General features: G+C 46.9%; 20 protein-coding genes. 19 read left to right on the top strand and 1 reads right to left on the bottom strand.

Translation table 11 applies throughout. The annotated features are described in order from the left end of the window. Nucleotides 1-4 precede the first annotated feature (4 nt). The 16 genes from BLT15_RS08350 to larC all read left to right on the top strand — a co-directional run bounded on the left by BLT15_RS08350 (nt 5) and on the right by larC (nt 17,475). On the top strand, nt 5-1,168 hold the full coding sequence (locus tag BLT15_RS08350; RefSeq protein ID WP_089760692.1) for a 5-(carboxyamino)imidazole ribonucleotide synthase: 1,164 nt from the start codon (nt 5-7) through the stop codon (nt 1,166-1,168). A gap of 3 nt (nt 1,169-1,171) precedes the next feature. Then, the gene (gene purE / locus BLT15_RS08345; protein WP_089760640.1) at nt 1,172-1,678 is read left to right on the top strand and encodes a 5-(carboxyamino)imidazole ribonucleotide mutase; all 507 of its coding nucleotides are present in this window, start codon (nt 1,172-1,174) and stop codon (nt 1,676-1,678) included. After that, the gene (gene purB / locus BLT15_RS08340) at nt 1,675-3,090 is read left to right on the top strand and encodes an adenylosuccinate lyase (protein WP_234985561.1); all 1,416 of its coding nucleotides are present in this window, start codon (nt 1,675-1,677) and stop codon (nt 3,088-3,090) included. Before purE ends, purB begins: the two co-directional genes overlap by 4 nt. Nucleotides 3,091-3,150: 60 nt before the next feature. After that, the gene (gene purC / locus BLT15_RS08335; RefSeq protein WP_089760638.1) at nt 3,151-3,864 is read left to right on the top strand and encodes a phosphoribosylaminoimidazolesuccinocarboxamide synthase; all 714 of its coding nucleotides are present in this window, start codon (nt 3,151-3,153) and stop codon (nt 3,862-3,864) included. Between the two features lie 28 nt (nt 3,865-3,892). Next, the gene (purL, locus tag BLT15_RS08330; RefSeq protein WP_089760636.1) at nt 3,893-6,088 is read left to right on the top strand and encodes a phosphoribosylformylglycinamidine synthase subunit PurL; all 2,196 of its coding nucleotides are present in this window, start codon (nt 3,893-3,895) and stop codon (nt 6,086-6,088) included. After that, entirely contained in the window at nt 6,052-7,452 is a 1,401-nt protein-coding gene (gene purF / locus BLT15_RS08325) for an amidophosphoribosyltransferase (RefSeq protein WP_089760635.1), read from the top strand. Before purL ends, purF begins: the two co-directional genes overlap by 37 nt. A 56-nt stretch (nt 7,453-7,508) precedes the next feature. Then, complete coding sequence (gene purM / locus BLT15_RS08320; RefSeq protein ID WP_089760633.1) at nt 7,509-8,552, top strand: phosphoribosylformylglycinamidine cyclo-ligase; 1,044 nt, start codon at nt 7,509-7,511, stop codon at nt 8,550-8,552. Continuing rightward, entirely contained in the window at nt 8,546-9,151 is a 606-nt protein-coding gene (gene purN / locus BLT15_RS08315; RefSeq protein ID WP_089760632.1) for a phosphoribosylglycinamide formyltransferase, read from the top strand. Before purM ends, purN begins: the two co-directional genes overlap by 7 nt. Before the next feature lie 242 nt (nt 9,152-9,393). Continuing rightward, complete coding sequence (locus BLT15_RS08310) at nt 9,394-10,341, top strand: aspartate carbamoyltransferase catalytic subunit (protein WP_089760630.1); 948 nt, start codon at nt 9,394-9,396, stop codon at nt 10,339-10,341. Then, on the top strand, nt 10,322-11,611 hold the full coding sequence (locus tag BLT15_RS08305; protein ID WP_089760628.1) for a dihydroorotase: 1,290 nt from the start codon (nt 10,322-10,324) through the stop codon (nt 11,609-11,611). Before BLT15_RS08310 ends, BLT15_RS08305 begins: the two co-directional genes overlap by 20 nt. Beyond that, nucleotides 11,612-12,562 (top strand): orotidine-5'-phosphate decarboxylase, encoded by a 951-nt coding sequence (gene pyrF, locus BLT15_RS08300; protein WP_089760626.1) that lies wholly within the window; start codon nt 11,612-11,614, stop codon nt 12,560-12,562. It abuts the gene before it with no gap. After that, nucleotides 12,559-13,416 (top strand): dihydroorotate dehydrogenase electron transfer subunit, encoded by an 858-nt coding sequence (locus tag BLT15_RS08295; RefSeq protein ID WP_089760624.1) that lies wholly within the window; start codon nt 12,559-12,561, stop codon nt 13,414-13,416. Before pyrF ends, BLT15_RS08295 begins: the two co-directional genes overlap by 4 nt. Continuing rightward, on the top strand, nt 13,409-14,338 hold the full coding sequence (locus BLT15_RS08290; protein ID WP_089760622.1) for a dihydroorotate dehydrogenase: 930 nt from the start codon (nt 13,409-13,411) through the stop codon (nt 14,336-14,338). Before BLT15_RS08295 ends, BLT15_RS08290 begins: the two co-directional genes overlap by 8 nt. Continuing rightward, nucleotides 14,335-14,931 carry an orotate phosphoribosyltransferase gene (gene pyrE / locus BLT15_RS08285; protein WP_089760620.1) on the top strand — a complete coding sequence of 199 codons (597 nt, stop codon included), beginning with the start codon at nt 14,335-14,337 and terminating at the stop codon, nt 14,929-14,931. Before BLT15_RS08290 ends, pyrE begins: the two co-directional genes overlap by 4 nt. 302 nt (nt 14,932-15,233) lie before the next feature. Then, nucleotides 15,234-16,016, top strand: coding sequence for a nickel pincer cofactor biosynthesis protein LarB (larB, locus tag BLT15_RS08280; RefSeq protein WP_089760618.1), 783 nt, complete (start codon nt 15,234-15,236; stop codon nt 16,014-16,016). A gap of 220 nt (nt 16,017-16,236) precedes the next feature. Further along, nucleotides 16,237-17,475 (top strand): nickel pincer cofactor biosynthesis protein LarC, encoded by a 1,239-nt coding sequence (gene larC, locus BLT15_RS08275; protein ID WP_234985560.1) that lies wholly within the window; start codon nt 16,237-16,239, stop codon nt 17,473-17,475. A gap of 253 nt (nt 17,476-17,728) precedes the next feature. Here larC and BLT15_RS08270 read toward each other — a convergent pair whose 3' ends face one another. Then, entirely contained in the window at nt 17,729-17,932 is a 204-nt protein-coding gene (locus BLT15_RS08270; protein ID WP_089760615.1) for a cold shock domain-containing protein, read from the bottom strand. Nucleotides 17,933-18,348: 416 nt separating this feature from the next. Between BLT15_RS08270 and BLT15_RS08265 the strand changes: the two genes are divergently transcribed. The 3 genes from BLT15_RS08265 (at nt 18,349) to BLT15_RS08255 (ending at nt 21,352) form a co-directional block, all read left to right on the top strand. Further along, nucleotides 18,349-19,017, top strand: a complete 669-nt coding sequence (locus BLT15_RS08265; RefSeq protein WP_089760614.1) for a potassium channel family protein — start codon at nt 18,349-18,351, stop codon at nt 19,015-19,017. Between the two features lie 38 nt (nt 19,018-19,055). Next, nucleotides 19,056-20,357 carry a chloride channel protein gene (locus BLT15_RS08260; RefSeq protein WP_089760612.1) on the top strand — a complete coding sequence of 434 codons (1,302 nt, stop codon included), beginning with the start codon at nt 19,056-19,058 and terminating at the stop codon, nt 20,355-20,357. 101 nt (nt 20,358-20,458) lie between these two features. Continuing rightward, nucleotides 20,459-21,352, top strand: a complete 894-nt coding sequence (locus BLT15_RS08255; protein WP_089760611.1) for a class I SAM-dependent methyltransferase — start codon at nt 20,459-20,461, stop codon at nt 21,350-21,352. The last annotated feature ends 43 nt before the right edge of the window (nt 21,353-21,395 follow it).

The raw sequence follows: 21,395 nt of genomic DNA, 5'->3' as shown, positions 1-21,395 counted from the left end.
GTTCATGGGAGAAAAAATCATAGGTATAATCGGAGGCGGCCAGCTGGGTCGGATGATGATACAGGAATGCAGCAGGCTGGATCTGTATTTTGTTGTGCTCGATCCTGCTCCTGGCTGTCCGGCTGCGGGACTGGCTGATGATCATATTGTTGCTGATTTTCACGATGAAAAAGCTATCAAAGCTCTGTCTGAGAGATCTGACCTGCTGACTTACGAATTTGAACATATAGATGCAGATACACTTTCCGAACTGGCCAGACAGGGGGCGAGAATATATCCCCATCCCTGGAATCTGCAGGTGATAAAGAATAAACTGGAACAAAAAAACAGATTGAGTGAAGAGGGAATACCCGTCCCGGAATATACCGAGGTTAAAGATGGTGATGATCTTAGGACTGCGGCTGAGAGATTTGGTTTTCCCTTCATGCTGAAAAGCTGCCGCGGAGGATATGACGGTCAGGGCAATTTTAGAGTCGACAGCAGCGAGGAAATAGATGAAGCTTTTTCGGAGCTTGACGGAGGGGAGCGGCTTTTGATGGCTGAGCGTTTTGTCCCCTATGAAAAGGAAATATCGGCCCAGATCTGTCGGCGTCCGGGGGGAGAAAACAGAATTTATCCGCTGGCTGAAAATGTCCATGAAAAGAGTATACTCATTAAAACCCGGGCTCCGGCCGAAATTTCAGCCCCAGCGCGTAAGAAAGTCCACAAATTGACCCGGGATATAGCTGAATTTTTTGAGACTGTCGGCATTTTCTGCATAGAGATGTTTGTGATAGAGGGCGAAAATGAAAAGCCGCGGGTGCTCATCAATGAAATCGCCCCTCGTCCTCATAATTCAGGGCATCATACCATAGAGAGCTGTCATACCTCGCAGTTTGAAAATCACATAAGGGCCATACTGGATGTTCCCCTGGGCAGCACAGAGCTGATCAGTCCTGCCGCCATGAACAATCTTTTGGGGCAAAACCCAAGAGGTAAGACTGAGATAGCCGGCCTGGAAGAAGCTCTGGCAGTCGATAAGGCGAGAGTTCACATCTATGGCAAAAAGACAGCCTACAGGCGCCGCAAGATGGGCCATTTGACCGCCCGTGGGGCTAATGCGGCTGCAGCTATGGAAAAGGCTAAAAAGGCCAGCCAGAAAATAGATATCTACGGCAAGGAGGAATAAATTATGAGTGAAGACAACATTGAAGTCGGCATAGTTATGGGCAGCGATTCCGATCTGCCGGTCATGGAAGATGCAGCTGAATTTCTGGATGAGGTGGGGGTTTCCTATGAGATGACAGTGGTATCAGCTCACCGCACTCCGGAGAGATTGTATGATTACGCCCGGGAAGCTGTCGAAAGAGGTTTGAAGGTCATTATTGCCGGGGCCGGCGGGGCAGCACATCTACCCGGAATGATGGCAGCTGTCACCGAACTTCCCGTTATAGGAGTTCCTGTTAAGACTTCGACTTTGAGCGGTAAAGATTCCCTTTTATCTATTGTTCAGATGCCCGGTGGGGTTCCGGTGGCTACAGTGGCCATCGATGGCGCAAAAAACGCCGCCATTTTAGCCGTGCAAATTCTGGGCACGGCAGATCAGAAGGCGAGACAAAAAATTAGAGATTATAAAGACAGCATGAGAGAAGAAGTTTTAAATACAGCCGAGAAGATGGAAAGAGGCGATCTGCAGTGAGCGAGAAAAATTTGAGTGAGGAAAATAAGAAAATTGGGAGATTCGATAATATAAACCCGCTCGATCATCGCTATGCAGCCAAGGAAGGTATATCCGAGCTGAGAGATTACCTCTCTGAATCCGCCAAAGTTGATTATCAGCTGCGGGTTGAAACAGCTCTTGTGAAAAAGCTGGCCGAATTTGATTTTTGTGATGATGATGTTTACAGGCAGGTGAAAGATGCTGCTGAAGAGGTAACTGCCGCTGAGGTTTATGAAGAGGAAAAAAAGACGAAACATAATATTAGGGCTCTGGCCAACTGTCTGCAGAGGAGAGTGTCGGAAAAAGCCCGGCCTTTTATACATTTTACGGCCACCTCCAGCGATATAATCGACACCGCCAATTCTCTGCGCTATAAAGAAGCGATCGAAGAGGAGATTTTACCAGCACTAAAAGATCTGCAGAAAAAGCTCATGGCTATCGCCCGGCGCGAGAAAGATACGCTGCAGATAGGTAGAACACACGGTCAGCATGCTGTTCCGATTACTTTCGGCTTTGCTCTGAGCGAATATGTGAGCAGACTGGGAGGCAGAATTCAGACGATTCAAAGAGCCCGGGATGAGCTCAAAGGGCAGCTTTCAGGAGCTGTAGGGGCTTATAATGCCATCGATTTATTTCTGGATGAGCCGGAAGAATTCGAAAAAGAGGTCCTGTCGGAGCTGGGACTTGAACCCGCCTCTCATTCAACTCAGATTGTCGAGCCCGAATTTACTCTCGATCTGGTCCACGGCTTAGTGTCGGCTATGGGTGTTATGGCCAACCTCAGCGATGATATGAGGCATCTGCAGCGCTCGGAAATAAGCGAGGTGGGTGAATATTTTGAGGAGGGCCAGGTGGGATCATCGACCATGCCTCATAAGATGAACCCCATCAATTACGAAAATATTAAGAGTATGTGGAAAGAATTCTCCGCCCGGATGGTGACCAGATATAACGACCAGATATCCGAACACCAGCGTGATCTTTCCAATTCTGCTTCCTCCCGGTTTATACCCGAAATACTGGCCGCTTTCCATATCTCTATCAACCGCCTGCAAAAGGTAATGGAGAAGTTCAGTGTTTTTGCCGAAAGCATGAGGGAAAACTACGATCTCAATTCCGATCTGGTTGCTGCCGAACCCCTTTATATTCTTCTGGCCTATCACGGTCATCCCGATGCTCATGAAGCTGTTAGGGTTCTGAGTATGGAGGCTAGAGAGAAGGGGGTTGATCTTCAGGATCTGGTCGTGAAAAGCGATAAACTGGCTGATTATTGGCAGAATTTCACCGCCGACCAGCAGCAAATTATAAGGGATCCTGAAAGTTATATCGGTCGTTCTGTGGAAAAGACAGAAGCAGTCGTATCCGGTTGGGAGGAAAAGCTGGACTTATAAAATTTACCGATAGATTTAAATTATACGCCTGTAAAATTTGTTCTCCGGGAGGAAAAATGTATGCAAAAGAAGGATATGCTATATGAGGGCAAGGCCAAAAAGCTTTATACCACCGAAGACAAACAGAAAATGATCATGGAGTTCAAAGATGATGCTACAGCATTTGACGGAGAGAAGAAAGCCAGCCTGCAAAAAAAGGGAAAACTCAACACCGAAATTTCAATGATATTTTTTGAACTGCTGGAAGCAGAAAACATTTCGACTCATTACCTGGAAAAATTGAGCGATAACGAAATGCTGGTCGAAAAGATGGATATTTTTCCTCTGGAAGTGGTGGTAAGAAATATCGTCGCCGGCAGCCTGGCCGAAAGGACCGGATTGGCAGAAGGAACCGAACTCGAAGAGGAAGTGATCGAATTTTTTTATAAAAGCGATGAGCTCGGTGATCCACTCCTGAACTCCGAGCATATAAAGCTTTTAGAACTGGCCGATAAGGAAGAGCTGGCTGAAATAAGATCTAAAGCCAGGGAGATAAATAATGTCCTGCAGCAATTTTTAGCTGAAGCCGGGATAGATCTCGTTGATTTTAAACTGGAATTCGGCCGGACAGATCAGGAGGAGATCAAGCTCGCCGATGAGATAACCCCTGACACCTGTAGACTCTGGGATGTCAGCACCGGTAAAAAGCTGGATAAAGATCGTTTTCGGCAGGAAATGGGAGGGGTAATGGCCGGTTACGAGGAGATTCTAAAGAGGATTAAAAAAGAAAAATAAATTTAGCAGCAGTAAGGAGTGAGCTGAGATGACGGATGCGGAAGGCAACTGGCAGCAGGAAGGATTGACAGCAGAGGAATATGATAAAATATGTTCCGATTTGAATAGAGAACCCAATCGGCTGGAACTGGGAATGTACGGGGTGATGTGGTCAGAACACTGCAGCTACAAAAACTCCCGGCGGCTTTTAAAAAAGCTTCCATCTGAGGGAGAAAAGGTAATACAGGGGCCGGGAGAAAATGCCGGTATCGTTGATCTGGGAGAGGGGCTGGCGGCTGCCTTCAAGGTTGAAAGTCACAACCATCCTTCGGCTGTGGCCCCCTTTAAAGGAGCGGCTACCGGGCTGGGAGGAATAGCCCGGGATGTTATCTCGGTGGGCAGCCGACCGGCTGCAGCCCTGGGAGCTATATGTCTGGGAGAGTTAGAGTCGGAACGTTCTCAGTGGCTGGCGGTCGAGGCCGTTGACGGTATTCTTTCATACGGAAAAGGAATTGATGTGCCGACGGTCAGGTCCAGTTTCAATTTTTCTCAGGCCTATGAGAGCAATCCGCTGGTAAATGCCATGTGTGTGGGTATTTTGCCGGCTGACAGGGAGGTCAGAGCCAGGGCGGGCAGTCCCGGCAGCTTAATAATTCTGGCTGGAGCTGCCACCGGAACTGAAGGGGTGAGCGGGGCCAGCTTTGCATCTGATGAGCTTTCGGCTGAAGAGGAAAACGGAGATAAGAGCGAAGAAGTTCCCGCCGGCAGGCCGGAGATAGAGAAGAGGTTGATATCGGCTTCTCTGGAGATTATAGAGGAAGATCTGCTCATCGGCCTGCAGGATCTGGGTGCGGCAGGCATTACCGGAGCAGCCAGCGAGATGGCCGGAGCCAGCGGTACAGGTATAGAGTTAGAACTGGAAAAGGTCCCTTTAACCAGCGAAGATCCGGGCAGCTATGAAATTATGCTGGCAGAGACTCAGGAGAGAATGATGTTCTCCGTCGAGAAGTCCAGCTCCGAAAAAGTTCTGGAGATCTTAAGGAGTTATGATCTTGAGGCGGAAGTTATCGGTACTGTCATTGAGGACAAAATCCTCAGGGTTAAAGAGGGAGAAAAGACCAAAGCTGATCTTCCAGTTGGTTCGCTGACAGAGGGTTTTCCGATACCCGAGCGTGAGATGGAGAAACCGGATTATCCGGGTGATTTTGCTGAAAAATCATCGTCAGATATATCCTGGCCTGGCACTTTAAAGGAGGCAGCTCTGGAAATGCTGCGTGCTCCCGGGCTGGGGGCGAATAGATGGTTTTTAGAAAAGGCTGGAAACGAAGGAAGAAAAGAAGTCTTGAACAGCTCAGAAGAGTGTGCAGGAGCTCTTATGCTTCCTGATGAAAGAGTTCTGGTGGCTGATATCTCTTCCCGGGGACATTACTGCCATCTCGACCCCCGGCTGGGCAGCAAATTGACGACAGCTGAAGTGGCCCGGTCCATAAGCAGCTGCGGGGCAAAACCCCTGGCTGTCACAGATGGTTTGAATTTTGGCAGCCCTGAAAACCCCGGCGTTTACTGGCAGTTAAACGAGGGAATAGAGGGAATTGGAGAGGTCTGCAGGGAACTCGATCTGCCTGTTATCGGAGGCAATGTAAGTCTTTATAATGAAGGGGCGGAAGGATCTATATTTCCCACTCCTGTGATCGGCATGATAGGTATAGCTGAAAAGGATAATTATATAACCTCAGCCTTTAAAAAAGAAGGAGATGTTATCTATCTTCTGGGCGAGACTAAAGCTGAACTGGGAGGCAGCGAATTTGTGCGCAGGGCAGCCGGGGAAAACTGCGGTTCTCTTCCTGATCTCGATCTGGATCAAGAAAAGAATATTCAGAAAGTATGTAGACGGGCAGCCGCTCAAAATTTATTGAAATCTGCCTGCAGCTGCGGATCAGGGGGGCTTTTTATGGCTCTGGCCGCTGCTGCTGTATCGGGAGATCTGGGAGCCAGCCTGGAATTAAATGGCGATCTATCACTCGAGGAAGAGCTCTTTGCCGAGACCCCCGGCAGAATTCTGGTCTCGCTCTCCAGCGAAAAGGAAGAAGAATTGATCGATATGGCCGCTGATAAAGGTGCAGCGGTCAGGAAGCTGGGGCAGGTTGGAAAGAAAGAAGTTTCACTTGAAAACAGGTTAAATATTTCTCTGGAGGAGATGAAATCTGCATGGAACTCAGCCATAAGCGGCAAACTAAAGGGATAATGGACGGGCCGGCCGAAGAATGTGGCGTAATCGGCATCTATTCTCCTGACTGCGATGCAGATATAGCCAGCTTGAGTTATCTCGCACTTTATGCGCTCCAGCACAGAGGTCAGCAGAGCGCCGGTATCTGTGTGAGCGGTGAGGATGGCTTTGAATCACAGCGGGGTCTGGGGCTGGTGACAGACGTATTTGAGAAAGAGGATCTGGCGGAAATGTCAGGAAATCTGGCTTTAGGACATGTTAGATATTCTACTACCGGCTCTGAGAAAATGATCAATGCTCAGCCTCTTTTGACCAGTTCTATCAAAGGAGATCTGGCGCTGGCTCTCAATGGAAATATTATAAATCACAGTGAGCTTCGCAGCAATCTGGAGGAGAGAGGAGCTATATTCCACTCCGACCTGGACACCGAAGTTATAGCTCACCTTACTGCTCATTCTTTCAGTGATGATCCAGTCGAAGCTCTGGTTGAAAGCCTGCACAAGCTGAAAGGTGCTTTCAGCCTGGTGGCCATGACTGAAAACAGGCTGGTCGCTGCCAGGGATTCCCGCGGTTTTCGGCCGCTGATCCTGGGTAAAAGAGAGGATACCTATATTTTGGCTTCGGAAACCTGCGCTTTTGATATACTGGAGGCAGAAAAATTAAGGGAGATAGAACCCGGGGAGCTGATTGTTATAGATGGATCGGGAATTCAAAGCCGCTTTTATCGCGAGCAATGCCAGAGCAGCTTCTGTTCTTTTGAATTCATATATTTTGCCCGTCCAGATAGCATTATTGGCGGACAGAATGTGCGGCTGGCCCGCAAGAAAATGGGATGGAACCTCTCTCAGGAGGCGGAGATAGATGGTGACATTGTCGTTCCCGTCCCCAGCTCGGGAATATCGGCCGGACTTGGTTTTTCCGAGGAGTCCGGGCTTCCCTACAAACAGGGGATACTGCAGAATAAGTATATAGGCCGAAGCTTTGTCATGCCCACCGAAAATATCAGGGATCTGCAGGTCAGGGCCAAACTCAATCCAATATCGAGCATTATCAATGATAGTCGTGTTATATTGATAGATGACTCGATAGTTCGGGGGACAACCTCGAGACAGATAATTAAGATGCTGCGCAGCGCAGGGGCGCGGGAGGTGCATATGGGGGTTTCATCTCCAGCGGTAGCCTATCCCTGTTATTATGGCATGGACACCTCCCGCAGACAGCAGCTGATTGCTGCTGAGAAAAGCAGGGAGGAGATAAGAGAGCATATCGGTGCTGATTCTCTGACCTATCTCAGCAGAAAAGGCCTTCTGGCTGCAATTAATGCTGCAGACAGGGATTACTGTACCGCCTGTTTCGACGGAGAATATCCGCTGGCGAGATAAGCTCCAAATGAAAGTATACAGATCAAAATATATTAGCTGCAGGAGGGGATTTCAACTTGGGATATACTTACAGAGAGGCCGGAGTCGATATTGAAAAAGCCGATAAAGCGCTGGCCGGGGTTGCAGATGTGATAAATTCCACCCATGATGATAATGTGCTGGATGATGTCGGGGGATTTGGCGGCATGTATCGGCTGGATGTCGAAAAGTTCACCCGGCCTGTGCTGGTCGCCGGCACTGATGGAGTTGGCACCAAGCTGAAGGTGGCGGTGAAAGCCGGTGATCACCGCACCATCGGGATAGATTTAGCAGCCATGTGTGTAAACGATATTCTGGTTCAGGGGGCAGTTCCGCTGTTTTTTCTGGATTATCTGGCCATGGGCGATATCAGGCCGGAACTTCTGGAAGAGATTGTTGAGGGGCTGGCAGCAGGCTGTCGTCAGGCTGGATGTGTTCTGCTGGGAGGAGAGACGGCCGAGATGCCTGATTTTTTTGACGGGGAAGAGTATGAGCTGGCCGGATTTGCTGTGGGAGCTGTGGACGAGGAGAATATAATCGATCCCGGAGAGATTGCTCCCGGTCACAAATTGATAGGTCTGAGTTCCAGTGGAATACACAGCAACGGCTTTACGCTGGTCAGGAAGCTCTTTTTCGAAGTTCACGATTACAGTTTAGATGATTATATTGAAGACCTTGACTGTCAGCTAAAAGATGCGCTTTTGACACCTACCCGCATCTATGTCGAAAATGTCTTAAAACTAATCGATGACTATGAAATCAGTGGACTGGCACATATAACCGGCGGGGGACTTCCGGGCAATATCGCCAGAATTATACCCGGCGGAACCAGAGCGGTAATCGATTGTGAGAGCTGGCAGGAGCCTGAAATTTTCTCTCTCATACAGAAACTGGGAGATGTAGAGGCAGAAGAGATGTATAAGACCTTTAATATGGGCGTAGGGATGGTTTTAACAGCTCCGGCTGAAGCTGCCGGCGAGATTATTAACCGTGCGGAAAATCTGGGAGAAGAAGCTTTTCTGATAGGTGAAATAACGGCTGAAGAAGCCGAAGACTCTGCTCCGGGAGTAGAGCTATGCTGAGGGTGGGGGTGATGGCTTCTGGCCGGGGCAGCAATTTTCAGGCTATTGCTGAAGCCTGCCGGCAGGATGATTTCCCGGCAGAGATAGCAGTTCTGTTTTATGACCGGCCGGAAGCTCAGGCAGCTGAAAGAGCTGAAAATTTTGATGTCCCCGTTCATTATCTCGATTATGAGAAAACATCAGGAAAAAAAGTGCCGGAAAGAGAGCTGATCGAAAAAGCCTGGAAATTGGATGTCGAACTTCTGGCGCTGGCTGGTTTTATGCGCAGGCTGAGTTCTAGAGTGGTGGATGAATTTGCCGATAGAATTATGAATGTTCATCCTTCCCTGCTGCCGGCTTTCAAAGGATTGGATGCTCCCGGACAGGCTCTAAAATACGGGGTCAAAGTTACTGGCTGTACGGTGCATTTTGTCACGACCGAGCTCGACGCGGGTCCCATCATTCTTCAAAAACCCGTTGCGGTTAAAGAGGGGGAAACGACTGATGAGCTGGCCGCCAGAATCAGGTCGGAAGAGCATGTTATTTATCCCCGTGCCCTCCGACTTTATGCTGAAGACAGATTAAAAATACACGATGGTAGAGTGGAAATAAGGCAGTAAATGAGTTGACAGGCATATTAGCATTGACAGCTGAGTCTGCCTCTGGTATACTGCACTTAATAACAAAAAATATCCTTTAAACTGGTCCCGTGAGGCCGGCAAGGAATTATTAAATAGGGATTTTTATGTGCCTTCTTGCCGGTGCTGTCGGTAAGAGGGTTTTTTTAATTTGATCCATCTTCCGATCTTTTCGGCTGCATGGGATAAGGTTTAATAAGGAAACCAAAACGTGAGGTGAATCGATGGAATTTACTAAAAAGAATTTGCTGAGCATGAAAGAACTGGATCGGAAAGAAATCGAGATGATACTGGAAACCGCCGATTCGATGAAAGAGATTTTGACCCGGCCCATCAAGAAAGTTCCGACCCTGCAGGGTAAGCTAATAGTCAATCTTTTCTGTGAGCCCAGCACCAGAACTAAATCTTCTTTTTCGCTGGCGATCAAGAGAATGAGCGGGGACTCGATGTCGATTTCCAAAGAAAGCAGCAGTTTCACCAAAGGAGAGAGTCTGGTCGACACCGCCAGAACTCTTAAAGCTCTGGGAGCGGACGCGGTGGTAATTAGACACAGCGCTCCCGGTTCGCCCCGGCTGCTGGCTGATACACTGGAGATGCCGGTTATAAATGCCGGAGATGGCGTACATGAACATCCGACTCAGTCGCTTTTAGATCTGCTAACTATCCAGGATAACAAAGGAAGTCTTGAGGATCTCGATATAGCCATTATCGGAGATATAAAACACAGCAGGGTGGCCAGATCGAACATCTGGGGTATGAAGGAGATGGGAGCCAATGTCAGATTGATCGGTCCTCCGACTCTGATGCCGGAAAAAATCGAAGATCTAGGTGTCGAGGTATACCACAGGCTGAAACCGGGCATCAAAGATGCCGATGTGGTTTACCTTCTGCGCATCCAGATGGAAAGACAGCAGACGAACTTTTTTCCTTCTCTGCGGGAATACCGCGAAAATTATGGGCTGCGCAGACAGCATCTATCAAACACTGCTTCTGACTGTATACTGCTTCATCCCGGACCGATAAATAGAGGGATAGAGATTTCACCTGAGCTGGCTTACGGAGATCTTTCCTTTATTGAACGCCAGGTTTCCCATGGAGTTGCCGTGCGCATGGCTCTTTTATATCTGCTGGTCGGGGGAGGCGAGATTAAAGATGAACAAAATTCTGCTTAAAAATATAAATGCTTTTCGGTCTGAAGATCAAAAACTGGAAAATGTCGATGTTTTGATTGAAGAAGATGTGATTGCAGCAGTGGAAAGTAAACTGGAGACTGAAGCTGATGATGTGAGAATTATCGAGGCTGAAGGTTTAACAGCTCTGCCGGGACTTATCGATATGCATGTGCATTTCAGAGAACCGGGGCAGGAGCATAAGGAAACAATCGCCACGGGCACAAAAGCCTCTGCCCGCGGTGGCTTTACCGCGGCTGCAGCTATGCCCAATACCGACCCTGTGATAGATAAAAAAGCGCTGGTGGAATCTGTCTATGAAAGGGCTGAGAACAAAGCGAAAACTCATCTCTATCAGGTGGGGGCGGTGACCGAAGAAAGTCAGGGAGAAGAGCTGGCTGAGATGGGAAGAATGAAAGAGGCGGGCATTGTGGCGGTTTCCGATGATGGCAGACCGGTGATGAATTCTCAAGTGATGAGGCTGGCTATGGAATATGCGCAGACTTTTGATCTGCCGGTCATCTCTCATGCCGAAGATGAAAATCTTTCCGCCGGAGGGATGGTACATGAAGGTTATTATTCAACTCTGACCGGATTGAAGGGCATACCCGGCAACGCTGAGACGATAATGGTGGCCAGGGATATTTGTCTGGCTGAACAAACTGGCTGTCCTCTTCATATAGCTCATGTCAGCACCGCCGATTCAGTGGATCTTATCTCCAGGGCTAAAAAGAGGGGAGTGAGGGTGACCTGCGAGGCGACGCCGCATCACTTCACTCTGGATCACTCACTTCTACCCTCTTATAATACCGATTTAAAGGTCAATCCCCCTCTGCGCTCAAAAGAGGATGTTGAAGCTATCAAACAGGGACTGGCCGATGGTATAATAGATGTAATTGCTTCAGATCATGCTCCTCATGCTTCCGAAGAGAAAGATGTGGAGTTCGACTATGCTCCTTTTGGCATCTCCGGAGCTGAAACGGCGCTCGGTCTTGTTTATACCGGGCTGATCGATAAAGGAGTTATAGATAGGGCGAAGGCTGTAAAATGCCTGAGTGAAAAGCCGGCTGAAATTTTGGGGGTTACAAAAGCGGAAATCAAAACGGGATCACCTGCTGATCTGACCCTGGTCGCAGAAGATAAAAGCTGGCAGGTTGATCCGAAAAACTTCTGTTCTAAGGGCCGAAACACTCCCTTTAAAGGAAGAGAACTTAAGGGTAAGCCGGTTCTGACTCTGGTCGAGGGAGAGATTGCCTGGGAGGAGGAAATTTAAATGAACTTCGCCGATAGAATTATCGAGGAAGTGCTTGTTAAGAAAAGTCATGTCTGTGTGGGGCTTGATCCGCGCTGGCAGAGAATTCCTCGTTCCCTCAGGAAGAATTATGGCGGCAGCAGGCCTGACACGGCCGAAGCCGCCCGACAGGTCATAGAAGCTTTCAATGAGGGACTGCTGGAAGCGGTGAAAGATACGGCGGTGGCGGTCAAACCGCAGATAGCTTTTTATGAGATTTATGGCGAAAAAGGGATAGAAGCTTTCTGGAATACGGTTAAGATAGCCCAAAATAAAGGACTTCTGGTAATAGGTGATGTGAAGAGGAATGATATAGGGTCTACGGCTGCAGCTTACAGCCGGGCCTATCTCGAGAATTCATCGCCGGTACGAGATAATGATAGAGTGCTGCCGGATGCGATAACTATAAATCCCTATTTCGGCAGCGACGGAATAGAGCCATTTTTGCAGAGCTGCGAGAAAAATGATCGGGGAGTATTTATACTGGTCCGGACCTCCAATCCATCGGCGGCCGAAGTTCAGGATCAGAAGCTGGTCGACGGTGCAACAGTGGGGGAGAAAATAGCCGGCATGGTGGCAGAATGGGGAGATTCCCTCAAAGGCGAAAACGGCTACAGTCCGGTCGGAGCGGTGGTTGGAGCTTCCTGTCGGGAGGAAGCTGCAGAGCTAAGGGCCAGGATGAGTTCCAGCTATTTTTTGGTTCCCGGTTACGGAGCTCAGGGCGGGGGAGTCGAAGATGTTATACCCTGCTTTGATTATGAGGGGCTGGGAGCTTTAGTCAACTCCTCTCGGGGCATCGACTATGCCTATGAAAAAGATGAATACAGCGATGATTACCGGCGGGCAGCCAAAAAGGCAGTTCAGGATATGAGTGAGAAGATAAATTCAGCTCTGGCGGAAGATCCCGGTCTGGCCTGGGAGGAAGCAGAATGAAGGCGGTCAAAAGCTTTGTCCGGATACTTAAAAACAGAGAAGTGGCTGACAAAATATTTTTGCTGGAGCTGGAAGCCCCCAAAATTGCCGCCCGGGCCCGGCCGGGCCAGTTTGTTCATCTGAAGGTCGGGAGCAAAAGAGCAGACAGAGATCCTCTTCTGCGCCGTCCTTTCAGTTTCAATAGAATTGATTCTGAGGCCGGAAAGATCTCAATAAAGTACAGAGTAGTGGGCAGGGGAACTGAAGCGCTGACCGATAATGAACCGGGAGATATTCTGGATGTTATGGGGCCGCTGGGAGAGCGGTTTGATCTTTCATCTGCGGGCGAATCTCCTCTGATAATAGGCGGCGGCATGGGGATCGCTCCCCTGGGTCCAGCTGTCATTGATCTGGAGAAAAAAAGCGATCTCACGGTTTTTTTTGGTGCCGCCTGCGCATCAGAGCTTATGGAAACTTCTCTGCTGCAAAAGACGGGAGTAAATTTTCAGCTGGCTACAGATGATGGGAGCGCCGGCATCAGGGGTGTTGTTACCGAGCTGCTGGAAAGCCGGCTCAAAAAAGAAAAGAAACCTTACTCCTCTTTTGATTACGTTTACGGATGCGGACCTGAGCCCATGCTGAAAGAGCTGCAGCTTCTGAGCAAAAAATACGGTTTTACGGGGGAAATTTCTCTTGAGTCCAGAATGGCCTGTGGAGTTGGAGCCTGTCTCTCCTGCGCTCGAAAAATTAAGCAGCCCGATGCCGGCGGCGAAAGTTCTGGATCAGAGGAGGAGTCCGGGGGCGGCTGGAGTTATAAAAACGTTTGCCAAAAAGGGCCGGTCTTTTCGATAGGGGAGGTAATATTCGATGACTGAGAGAAGCGAAAAAGCTGTAAATCTGGCGGTTGATTTAAACGGTCTATTGCTGAAAAATCCGGTGACTGCTGCCTCGGGAACCTTCGGATTTGGTGAGGAATATTCTGATTTTGTCGATCCCGATATACCCGGGGCGATTTTTGTGAAGGGCGTTACCCCTGAACCGAAAGCCGGCAATGAACCTCCCCGGATAGCTGAAACACCCGCCGGCATGCTCAATTCCATAGGCCTGCAAAACCCTGGCGTAAAAAGTTTTATCCAGGATATACTTCCCCGGATCCGTAATTTTGATACCAGAATAATAGTCAATATTTCCGGCAGCAGACCGAAAGATTATTCTTTCCTGGCTGAGAAACTTTCGCTCAAAGAAGTTGATGCTCTGGAGGTGAACATTTCCTGCCCCAATGTCAAAAAAGGTGGGGCTGCTTTCGGCAGGGATCCTGAACAGGCTGCTCATATTGTGCACCTGGTCAGAGAGAAGACCGATAAGATTATCATAACCAAGCTGTCGCCGGAAACTGTAGATATTGCCGGGGTGGCTTCAGCTGTAGAATCAGCAGGCAGTGATGTTATATCTCTGATCAATACGTTGACCGGTATGAAGATCGATATTGATACCGGCAAACCGGTGCTGGGGAACATAAAAGGGGGGCTTTCCGGACCCGCTATCCGACCTGTGGCTGTCAGGATGGTTTACGAGGTGGCTCAAGAAGTTGAGATACCTATTATCGGCCTGGGAGGGATCAGCTCTGTTCGAGATGTGGTGGAGTTCTTGCTGGCCGGAGCCCGGGCTGTCTCCGTAGGCACCGCCAATTTCGTCAATCCCCGGATTATACCTGAAATAATTGCAGGTCTGGAGGATTATATGCTGGAGCATGGTATTGATGATATAGAGGACCTGGAAGGAGGAGTTAAAGGATGAATAAAGAAGAAATAAAAGAGATTTTTCGGGAAAAGGGCGCTCTTCAGGAGGGGCATTTTGAGCTCAGCTCTGGTTATCACAGCGATAAATACGTTCAGTGCGCACAGGTTTTGCAGTATCCTGATAGCACTCAAAAACTGGCTCAGGAACTGGTTAAATCGGCTGCTGAATTTATAGATATCGAAGAGATAGATGTGGTGGTTGGTCCTGCGGTGGGAGGTATAATACTGGCTTATTCTGTAGCTTTAGAGATGGGCGTAAGAGCGGTATTTTCGGAAAGAAAACATGATGATATGGAATTTAGAAGAGGACAAAAGCCTTTTTCGGGCGAAAAAGCGCTGGTGGTGGATGATGTGATGACGACCGGCGGTTCTCTTCAGGAGCTAGTTGATCTGGTTGCTGTTCATGGGGCTGAAACGGTGGGTCTGGCTGTGCTGGTCGATCGCAGTGAAGAAAAAGAGCTAAAACTTGCCCGCGATATTCCTCTGGCTTCAGTTTTTCAGCTGGATCTTGAGGTTTACAGCCCTAAAAAATGCCCTATGTGCAGCAGAAATCAACCTATTGACAAGCCGGGCAGCAAAACGATGAAATGAGATGATTCGATGGAAAAGCAGGAGATTTCCTACTGATCGAGAATTCATCTATGTCGGCAAAAAAGCAAACGAGCATAAAATCAGCGATACCAGCAAAGAACAATAAAATAAAATCATATTTTTAAGATCACGAAGGTCTTATTTACTGCAGGGTTGAGATGCCAGAAAGGCGTCTGAATATTTTCTGCGGCTAAAAAAGGCCTTCGCATTTTATTTTGGCTGTATTGGCTCTTGAAAAGATGGATCTTCTCTGTGTCAGCTGGCCAAATATAATTTTATCATATTCACTGGGAGGAAAAACCATGTTTAACAATTATGAAAAACTCAAGCAGATCATCGAAAGCGTTGAAAAAGGTAATATTTCTGCTGAAGAAGCCATGGAAAATCTCAAAGATCCCGGGTATGAGGATATAGGTTTTGCCAAAATTGATCATGATAGGGCCCGCCGCCGGGGGTTTCCGGAAGTAGTTCTCTGTGAAGGGAAAACGCCCGAACAGGCAGCCAAAATCATGGGAAAAATGGCTGAAAAAAGCGATAATTTTTTGGCCACCCGGGCTGACCCTGAAGTTTTTGAAGCGGTCAGTCAGCAGGTTGATGATGTCATTTACAATGAGAGAGGGCGGGTGATCATCAGAGAAAATGATCCCCTTCCCAGGCGGGGAGAGATACTGCTGGTGAGCGGGGGTACAGCCGACGAACCTGTCGTGGAAGAGGCAGCTGAAACAGCCGAAATAATGGGTAATGCTGTGGAAAAACTGACCGATGCCGGAGTGGCTGGAGTTCACCGCCTGCTCGAAAATGCTGAAAAGCTTTATCGCGCCCGGGTGATTATAGTGGCTGCCGGCATGGATGGAGCTCTGCCCAGCGTTGTGGCCGGATTGGTTGATTGTCCTGTGGTGGCAGTTCCCACCAGCGCCGGTTATGGAACCAATCTGGAAGGAATCGCACCACTTCTGACCATGCTCAACAGCTGTGCATCGGGCATCGGGGTTGTCAATATTGACAACGGATTTGGAGCTGCCTATCTGGCCAGCTCGATCAACAAAATGGAATCTCTACAGAAGTATGAAAAGGATGAGAAATAATCAAGTGATTAAATAAGGGATCTTCCAGCTATTATTGTCATGATAGTAATTTTATACGATATCTAGCAACTGATAACAAGAAAAAGCTAAAGATGAGAGCTTCTCCGAAAGAATTTGAACTGCATTTGGGGATAATGACAGGGCAGTATCAATAAAGAAAATAGATTGAGAGATAGCAGAGAAGCCATCGGACGAAAAAAGATACAGGAGGTTAAATATTTTGGATGCTTATTTTAACTGTTTTTCGGGGATAAGCGGCAATATGGTTCTGGGGGCTCTTCTTGACCTGGGACTTGATAGGGAGTCCTGGGAGCAGGAACTGGACAAACTGGGGATTTCTGAGGAGTATTTGCTGGAGATCGAAAAAGTTAAGCGCAGCGGTATCAGTGCACAATATGTTCGAGTCGATCTTTTGAATACAGGCTGTGAATCTTCTGCTGGCAAACAGAAAAAATCGGAAGTTAGAGTCCGACACCTGGAAGATATTGAGGAACTGATCAATAACAGCGAATTTTCGAGCAAAATTAAAGAGGACATAATTAATATTTTTAGCCGTCTGGCCAGAGCGGAAGGCAGGGTACATGATCTTCCGCCTGATAAGGTTCACTTCCATGAAGTCGGCGCTGTAGATGCTATAGTGGATATAGCAGGAGCGGTTATAGGTCTCGATATGCTGGGAATTGAAAGGATAGTGGCCTCTCCGCTGCACACCGGTACAGGATTTGTCGATTGTGCTCACGGCAGCCTGCCGGTGCCGGCGCCAGCTACACTCGAATTATTGAAGGGAGTGCCTGTATTTTCCCGTGGGATAGACGCTGAAATGGTGACACCGACCGGGGCGGCGGTGATTACCACACTTGCCGATAGATTTGATGAGATGCCTGAGCTAAAGGTTAAATCCACCGGTTATGGAGCCGGAACTAAAAATCTTGAAATACCAAATTTGTTGAGGGTGACCACAGGAGATTTTGTGGAAGAAAGCGATTATAAAGATGGCCCGGATAAAACTCAAATACAGCAGGTAACCAGGATTTCCACCAATATAGATGACATGAACCCTGAATTTTATCAGCATGTTATGAAAACCATCCTGTCTGCTGGTGCGCTCGATGTTTATCTTATTCCTGTGCAGATGAAAAAGAACAGACCCGGTCATATTTTAAATGTACTGTGTGCAGATGAAGATGTGGAAAAAATTTCTAAACTCATACTTGAAGAAACGAGTTCTCTGGGAGTGAGGGTGGAAAGTTCTATAGAAAGAAGATGCTTAAAAAGGGAGATAATTCGGGTGGAGACGAAATGGGGAACGGTGAAATTGAAAATAGCCCTTGATAATGGTGAATTATTGAATGTCGCCCCTGAGTACGAGGACTGCCGAGCTCTGGCCGAAAAACACGGGATACCTCTTAAAAGAATATACAGGGATGCCCTGTGTCAGTTTGATAAGGAGCAGTCTTGAAAAAAAGGTTAGGTTCTTTTTGCGTTTTCTTATATCTTCCAGCCATTATTATCATGATAGTGATTTTATACGATATCTATCAGCTGATAACAAAAAGAACCACAGGTTAAAACCTGCAAAATGCAATGCAATGAAAAAACCCTGCCCGTCAGGGCAGGGTTTTGCTGTTTGACTGGACTTTCAGGCTTATGTAGCCCGGAAGTGCTTCAGACAGCTGATATTATATATATTTAGACGATGATTATTTACTTATTTATACAGCAACCACGTTTTCTGCGCGGGGACCGCGTTCACCGTCAACTACTTCGAACTCTACATCCTGACCGTCTTCAAGACTTTTGTAACCGTCCTGCTCAATTTCGGAAAAGTGAACAAAAACATCGTCGCCAGATTCTCTTTCGATAAAGCCAAAACCTTTTTTGTCATCAAACCACTTAACTGTACCTGTGTAAATCATTTAAATTATTCCTCCTTGTAGTAATCGGGCGGTTAAGCAATATTTTTTCTGCCCGACAACATAAACAATAACACACCCCTGCAGGTTAGTCAAGTCTTTTTGCCCAATTATTTTTTATGTCGGGAAATTTCCCTGTTTTGGGCGCTGAAAGGCTTTAAATTAAATTTTTATCGGAAAAATAGCAGGAATTAATTTTCCCCGACTGAATTTTATGTTATACTGACTCTACAGTTTATCCCAAATAGTTCACAAAAATATGTATTTTTCTTTCTTGAAAAAAGCCATATTTGTGATATTATCTTTTACAGGCAAATAGAATTCATTATAAAGATTTTAATTTTTGTGAATAAAATTATTTCGAAAATATAAGTTGACGATCAAAAAGGATTAGCAAAAAATTTTGAGGGGGACTATCAATGAAGATAGTTATCGCCGGCGGTCATAAAACAGGGCAGAAGCTGATGAAGTTTTTTCAACAGAATAATGAACACGAGATTGTATTGATCGATGAGGATGCAGAGGTCTGTGAGAGGGTTTCTGAAAAATATTCAAACGTGAAGATTGTCTGGGGTGATGCTACCTATCCCAGCAACCTGGAGGAAGCAGGAGTGGCTGATTCGGATGTTTTTATAGCAGTGACCAGCAGTGACCATGCCAACCTTCTGGCTGCTAAAGCGGCCAAGAAAATGGGGTTGAATAGGGTTATTGCCAAGGTTAACAACCATGATTATCAGGAATTGGCTGAGCTGATGGATTTTGATTATATACTTCAGCCTTCCGATGCTCTTTCGGCCGAGATTATAACCAGACTGCAGGGTATTGATTTTGTTAAAATGGTAGAAAATATGTATAATGAAATTCAGTTTAATGTCACAGAAGTGGAAGAGGGATCCGAATTGATCGGCACTGCATGTGAAAGCTTCAGTGAAAAGTATACTCATGATAGTGTCTGTCCGGTATTGATTATTAGAAAGGGTAAATATAACATGGCCAACGAAATTGAGTCAATTAAAGCAGGAGACGAAATAATATATCTTTCTCGCGAGGAAAAATCAAAAATCAAGCAGAAACTCATCAAATTTTAATTTAATATTAAAACCGCCAATTCCTGGAGGTTGATTCCATGTTAAAACCCGGAAAAGACACCAGAGAAACTTTTGGTTCTTTGATATATATCGGCAGATGGACAATTATAGCAATTATCGTAGGTCTCGCCGTGGGACTGGCGGCTGTGGTTTTCACCGCGACCTTAAACTGGAGCATTGATATGCTGGCCGGCATTAAAGAGACCAATTTTGTATTTTTTATGCCGGTGATCGGCCTTTTTGCCAGCGGTTTTCTTACAGGCACCTTTGCTCCTGAAGCTGCCGGTCACGGAACGGATGCTATCATCAAGTCGTATAACGATAACTGGGGCAGGGTCAATGTAATTGTAGTGCCCATCAAACTGCTTGCCAGTGTATTTACCATAGCTTTTGGCGGTTCGGCTGGAAGAGAGGGGCCGACCGTGCAGATGGGAGGCGGCATCGGTTATTTTATAGGAGATAAGCTGGGAGTTAGTCTTAAAGACATGAGAAAAATTGTAGTCTGCGGTATGGGGGCGTCTTTTGGAGCTATTTTCACCGCCCCTTTAGCCGGGGGAGTATTTGGAGCCGAAGTTCTCTATATGGATGATGTGGAGTATAACACACTTTTTATCAGCTTTGTCTCGAGCATAACCGCTTTTTATGTTTATGCTGTAATTTTAGGTCAGACGAGGCTTTTTACTTTTCCTATTCCCGATGGTTATGCTTTCATTCCGGAAAGAGATATACTCCTTTTTGTGGGAATAGGCATTCTGGTGGGATTGGTGAGTCTAATTTATGTTAAGACCCTTTATGGTTATGAGGAATTAAACGAAAAGTATGATCTTCCGCAGTATGTGAAGACGACCATCGGAGGTGCTCTGACGGGCCTGACAGCTGTATTTATGACTCCTCTGGTTCTGGGAACGGGTATTTCACTGGTGGAAAAGATATCGGTACAACATGATATTTCGATTTTTTTCCTGCTGGCGCTGCTGTTTGGTAAAATACTGGCTACAAGCTTTACCATAGGCAGCGGAGGCAGCGGAGGAGTTGTGGCCCCCAGTCTGACTATAGGAGCTTTGACCGGCGGAATTGTATCCGGTCTTGTTAATTATCCCTTTCCACTGGCTATAGTTACTGCCTGTGCTGTGGGAGGGCTGGGAAGTGCAGCTCATATACCTGTCACAACTTTGATTATGGCAGGCGAGATGTTTGGAGTGGAGATGATGAAGCCGGCGGCCATAGTTACTTTGACATCAGCCTGGGTCGCCAGAAGTGATACTATTTATAGAGAGTCTCTGGTGAGCAGGACTGAACTCGGAAAAGCTGCTCACAGTGTAAAAACAGGCCCTGAATAAAAAGTCAGGCAGCTTGATTTTAGTCAAGGTACAATGTTTTTTTATATATTCACCGATATAATTAAGGATCAGGATTTTTGACTCTCAGGGAGGCGAATGTTATGAAGCACGAAAGTATGAACGAGGCAAAATTGAGGGAAATTTTGCTGCAGGAGCAGCAGTATGAATATCTGCAGCTGCCGGAAAGGCTGGCCCGCAGACTGGATCTCGAGAATAAATCGGATTATAAAGGAGTTAAAGCCAGGTGCAGCTTTATAAAATCATATTTTGAAGACTGTGATTTCAGAGATATTGTAAATATAGGTGGGAATTGTGGGCATTTTTCCCTGTCGTTGCTCGATGAAGATCTGGCCGAAGAGGCAAAAATTTATGATATCAAGGAAGATATGCTGGCAATGGGTCGAAAAATTGCAGCCGCTATGGAACTTTCCGAGAGAGCTGAATTCGAGCAGAAGATGATTGATCTGGATAAATTGGACTCTCTGCCGGATGCCGATGTTCTTATCTGTCAGAACGTTATCCATCATGCGGGAGATTATTTCGATGAAGAGCTGGTAAAAGAGATGGGCTGGGGAGCATATATCAGAAAATTTCTCGAACGTCTGCGGCCCAAATATGGTGCGGCTGTGCTTGCCGTAGGTTTTAAATGGAATAAACCGAAATACTGGGATGTTGAAAAATCCAGACGTCGGGCATTCTTTAGAGGGACACTCAAAAGATCCGGCTGGAATATAGTCAGCGATGCCAACGTCTTTAATCTTATGACTTATAGTTCAGATCCCGATTACAGAGACTTTACTGGCGATAGCGACCGCCCCGGTGAACCGGATAAAAGTGATCTGGGTTATCTCTGGGATTTGATAACTTTTAATGCCATAAAACATGCCAGCAAATTTTTAGGACCAAAAAGTGAGAAGGTAAAAACCAGCATCCCGCAGCTCTCTGAGGTTGCCAGGGAGATATCTAAAAGTTATCATATTTATCTGCTGGAATAAAAATCTTTTTTGAAAAAGATTTCAGCGCCAGGAAAATTAAGGG

Origin of the sequence: Halarsenatibacter silvermanii (genome assembly GCF_900103135.1) — a bacterium.
GTDB classification, from domain to species: Bacteria; Bacillota; Halanaerobiia; order Halanaerobiales; family Halarsenatibacteraceae; genus Halarsenatibacter; species Halarsenatibacter silvermanii.
Note: the sequence above shows the minus strand (reverse complement) of the source record. Positions and strands in the feature narration are given on the sequence as shown.

Coding starts and splice junctions, on each gene's coding strand:
- BLT15_RS08350 (WP_089760692.1), top strand. CDS start 5: ATGGGAGAAAAAATCATAGGTATAATCGGAGGCGGCCAGCTGGGTCGG.
- purE (WP_089760640.1), top strand. CDS start 1,172: ATGAGTGAAGACAACATTGAAGTCGGCATAGTTATGGGCAGCGATTCC.
- purC (WP_089760638.1), top strand. CDS start 3,151: ATGCAAAAGAAGGATATGCTATATGAGGGCAAGGCCAAAAAGCTTTAT.
- purL (WP_089760636.1), top strand. CDS start 3,893: ATGACGGATGCGGAAGGCAACTGGCAGCAGGAAGGATTGACAGCAGAG.
- purF (WP_089760635.1), top strand. CDS start 6,052: ATGGAACTCAGCCATAAGCGGCAAACTAAAGGGATAATGGACGGGCCG.
- purN (WP_089760632.1), top strand. CDS start 8,546: ATGCTGAGGGTGGGGGTGATGGCTTCTGGCCGGGGCAGCAATTTTCAG.
- BLT15_RS08310 (WP_089760630.1), top strand. CDS start 9,394: ATGGAATTTACTAAAAAGAATTTGCTGAGCATGAAAGAACTGGATCGG.
- BLT15_RS08305 (WP_089760628.1), top strand. CDS start 10,322: ATGAACAAAATTCTGCTTAAAAATATAAATGCTTTTCGGTCTGAAGAT.
- pyrF (WP_089760626.1), top strand. CDS start 11,612: ATGAACTTCGCCGATAGAATTATCGAGGAAGTGCTTGTTAAGAAAAGT.
- BLT15_RS08295 (WP_089760624.1), top strand. CDS start 12,559: ATGAAGGCGGTCAAAAGCTTTGTCCGGATACTTAAAAACAGAGAAGTG.
- BLT15_RS08290 (WP_089760622.1), top strand. CDS start 13,409: ATGACTGAGAGAAGCGAAAAAGCTGTAAATCTGGCGGTTGATTTAAAC.
- pyrE (WP_089760620.1), top strand. CDS start 14,335: ATGAATAAAGAAGAAATAAAAGAGATTTTTCGGGAAAAGGGCGCTCTT.
- larB (WP_089760618.1), top strand. CDS start 15,234: ATGTTTAACAATTATGAAAAACTCAAGCAGATCATCGAAAGCGTTGAA.
- BLT15_RS08270 (WP_089760615.1), bottom strand. CDS start 17,932: ATGATTTACACAGGTACAGTTAAGTGGTTTGATGACAAAAAAGGTTTT.
- BLT15_RS08265 (WP_089760614.1), top strand. CDS start 18,349: ATGAAGATAGTTATCGCCGGCGGTCATAAAACAGGGCAGAAGCTGATG.
- BLT15_RS08260 (WP_089760612.1), top strand. CDS start 19,056: ATGTTAAAACCCGGAAAAGACACCAGAGAAACTTTTGGTTCTTTGATA.
- BLT15_RS08255 (WP_089760611.1), top strand. CDS start 20,459: ATGAAGCACGAAAGTATGAACGAGGCAAAATTGAGGGAAATTTTGCTG.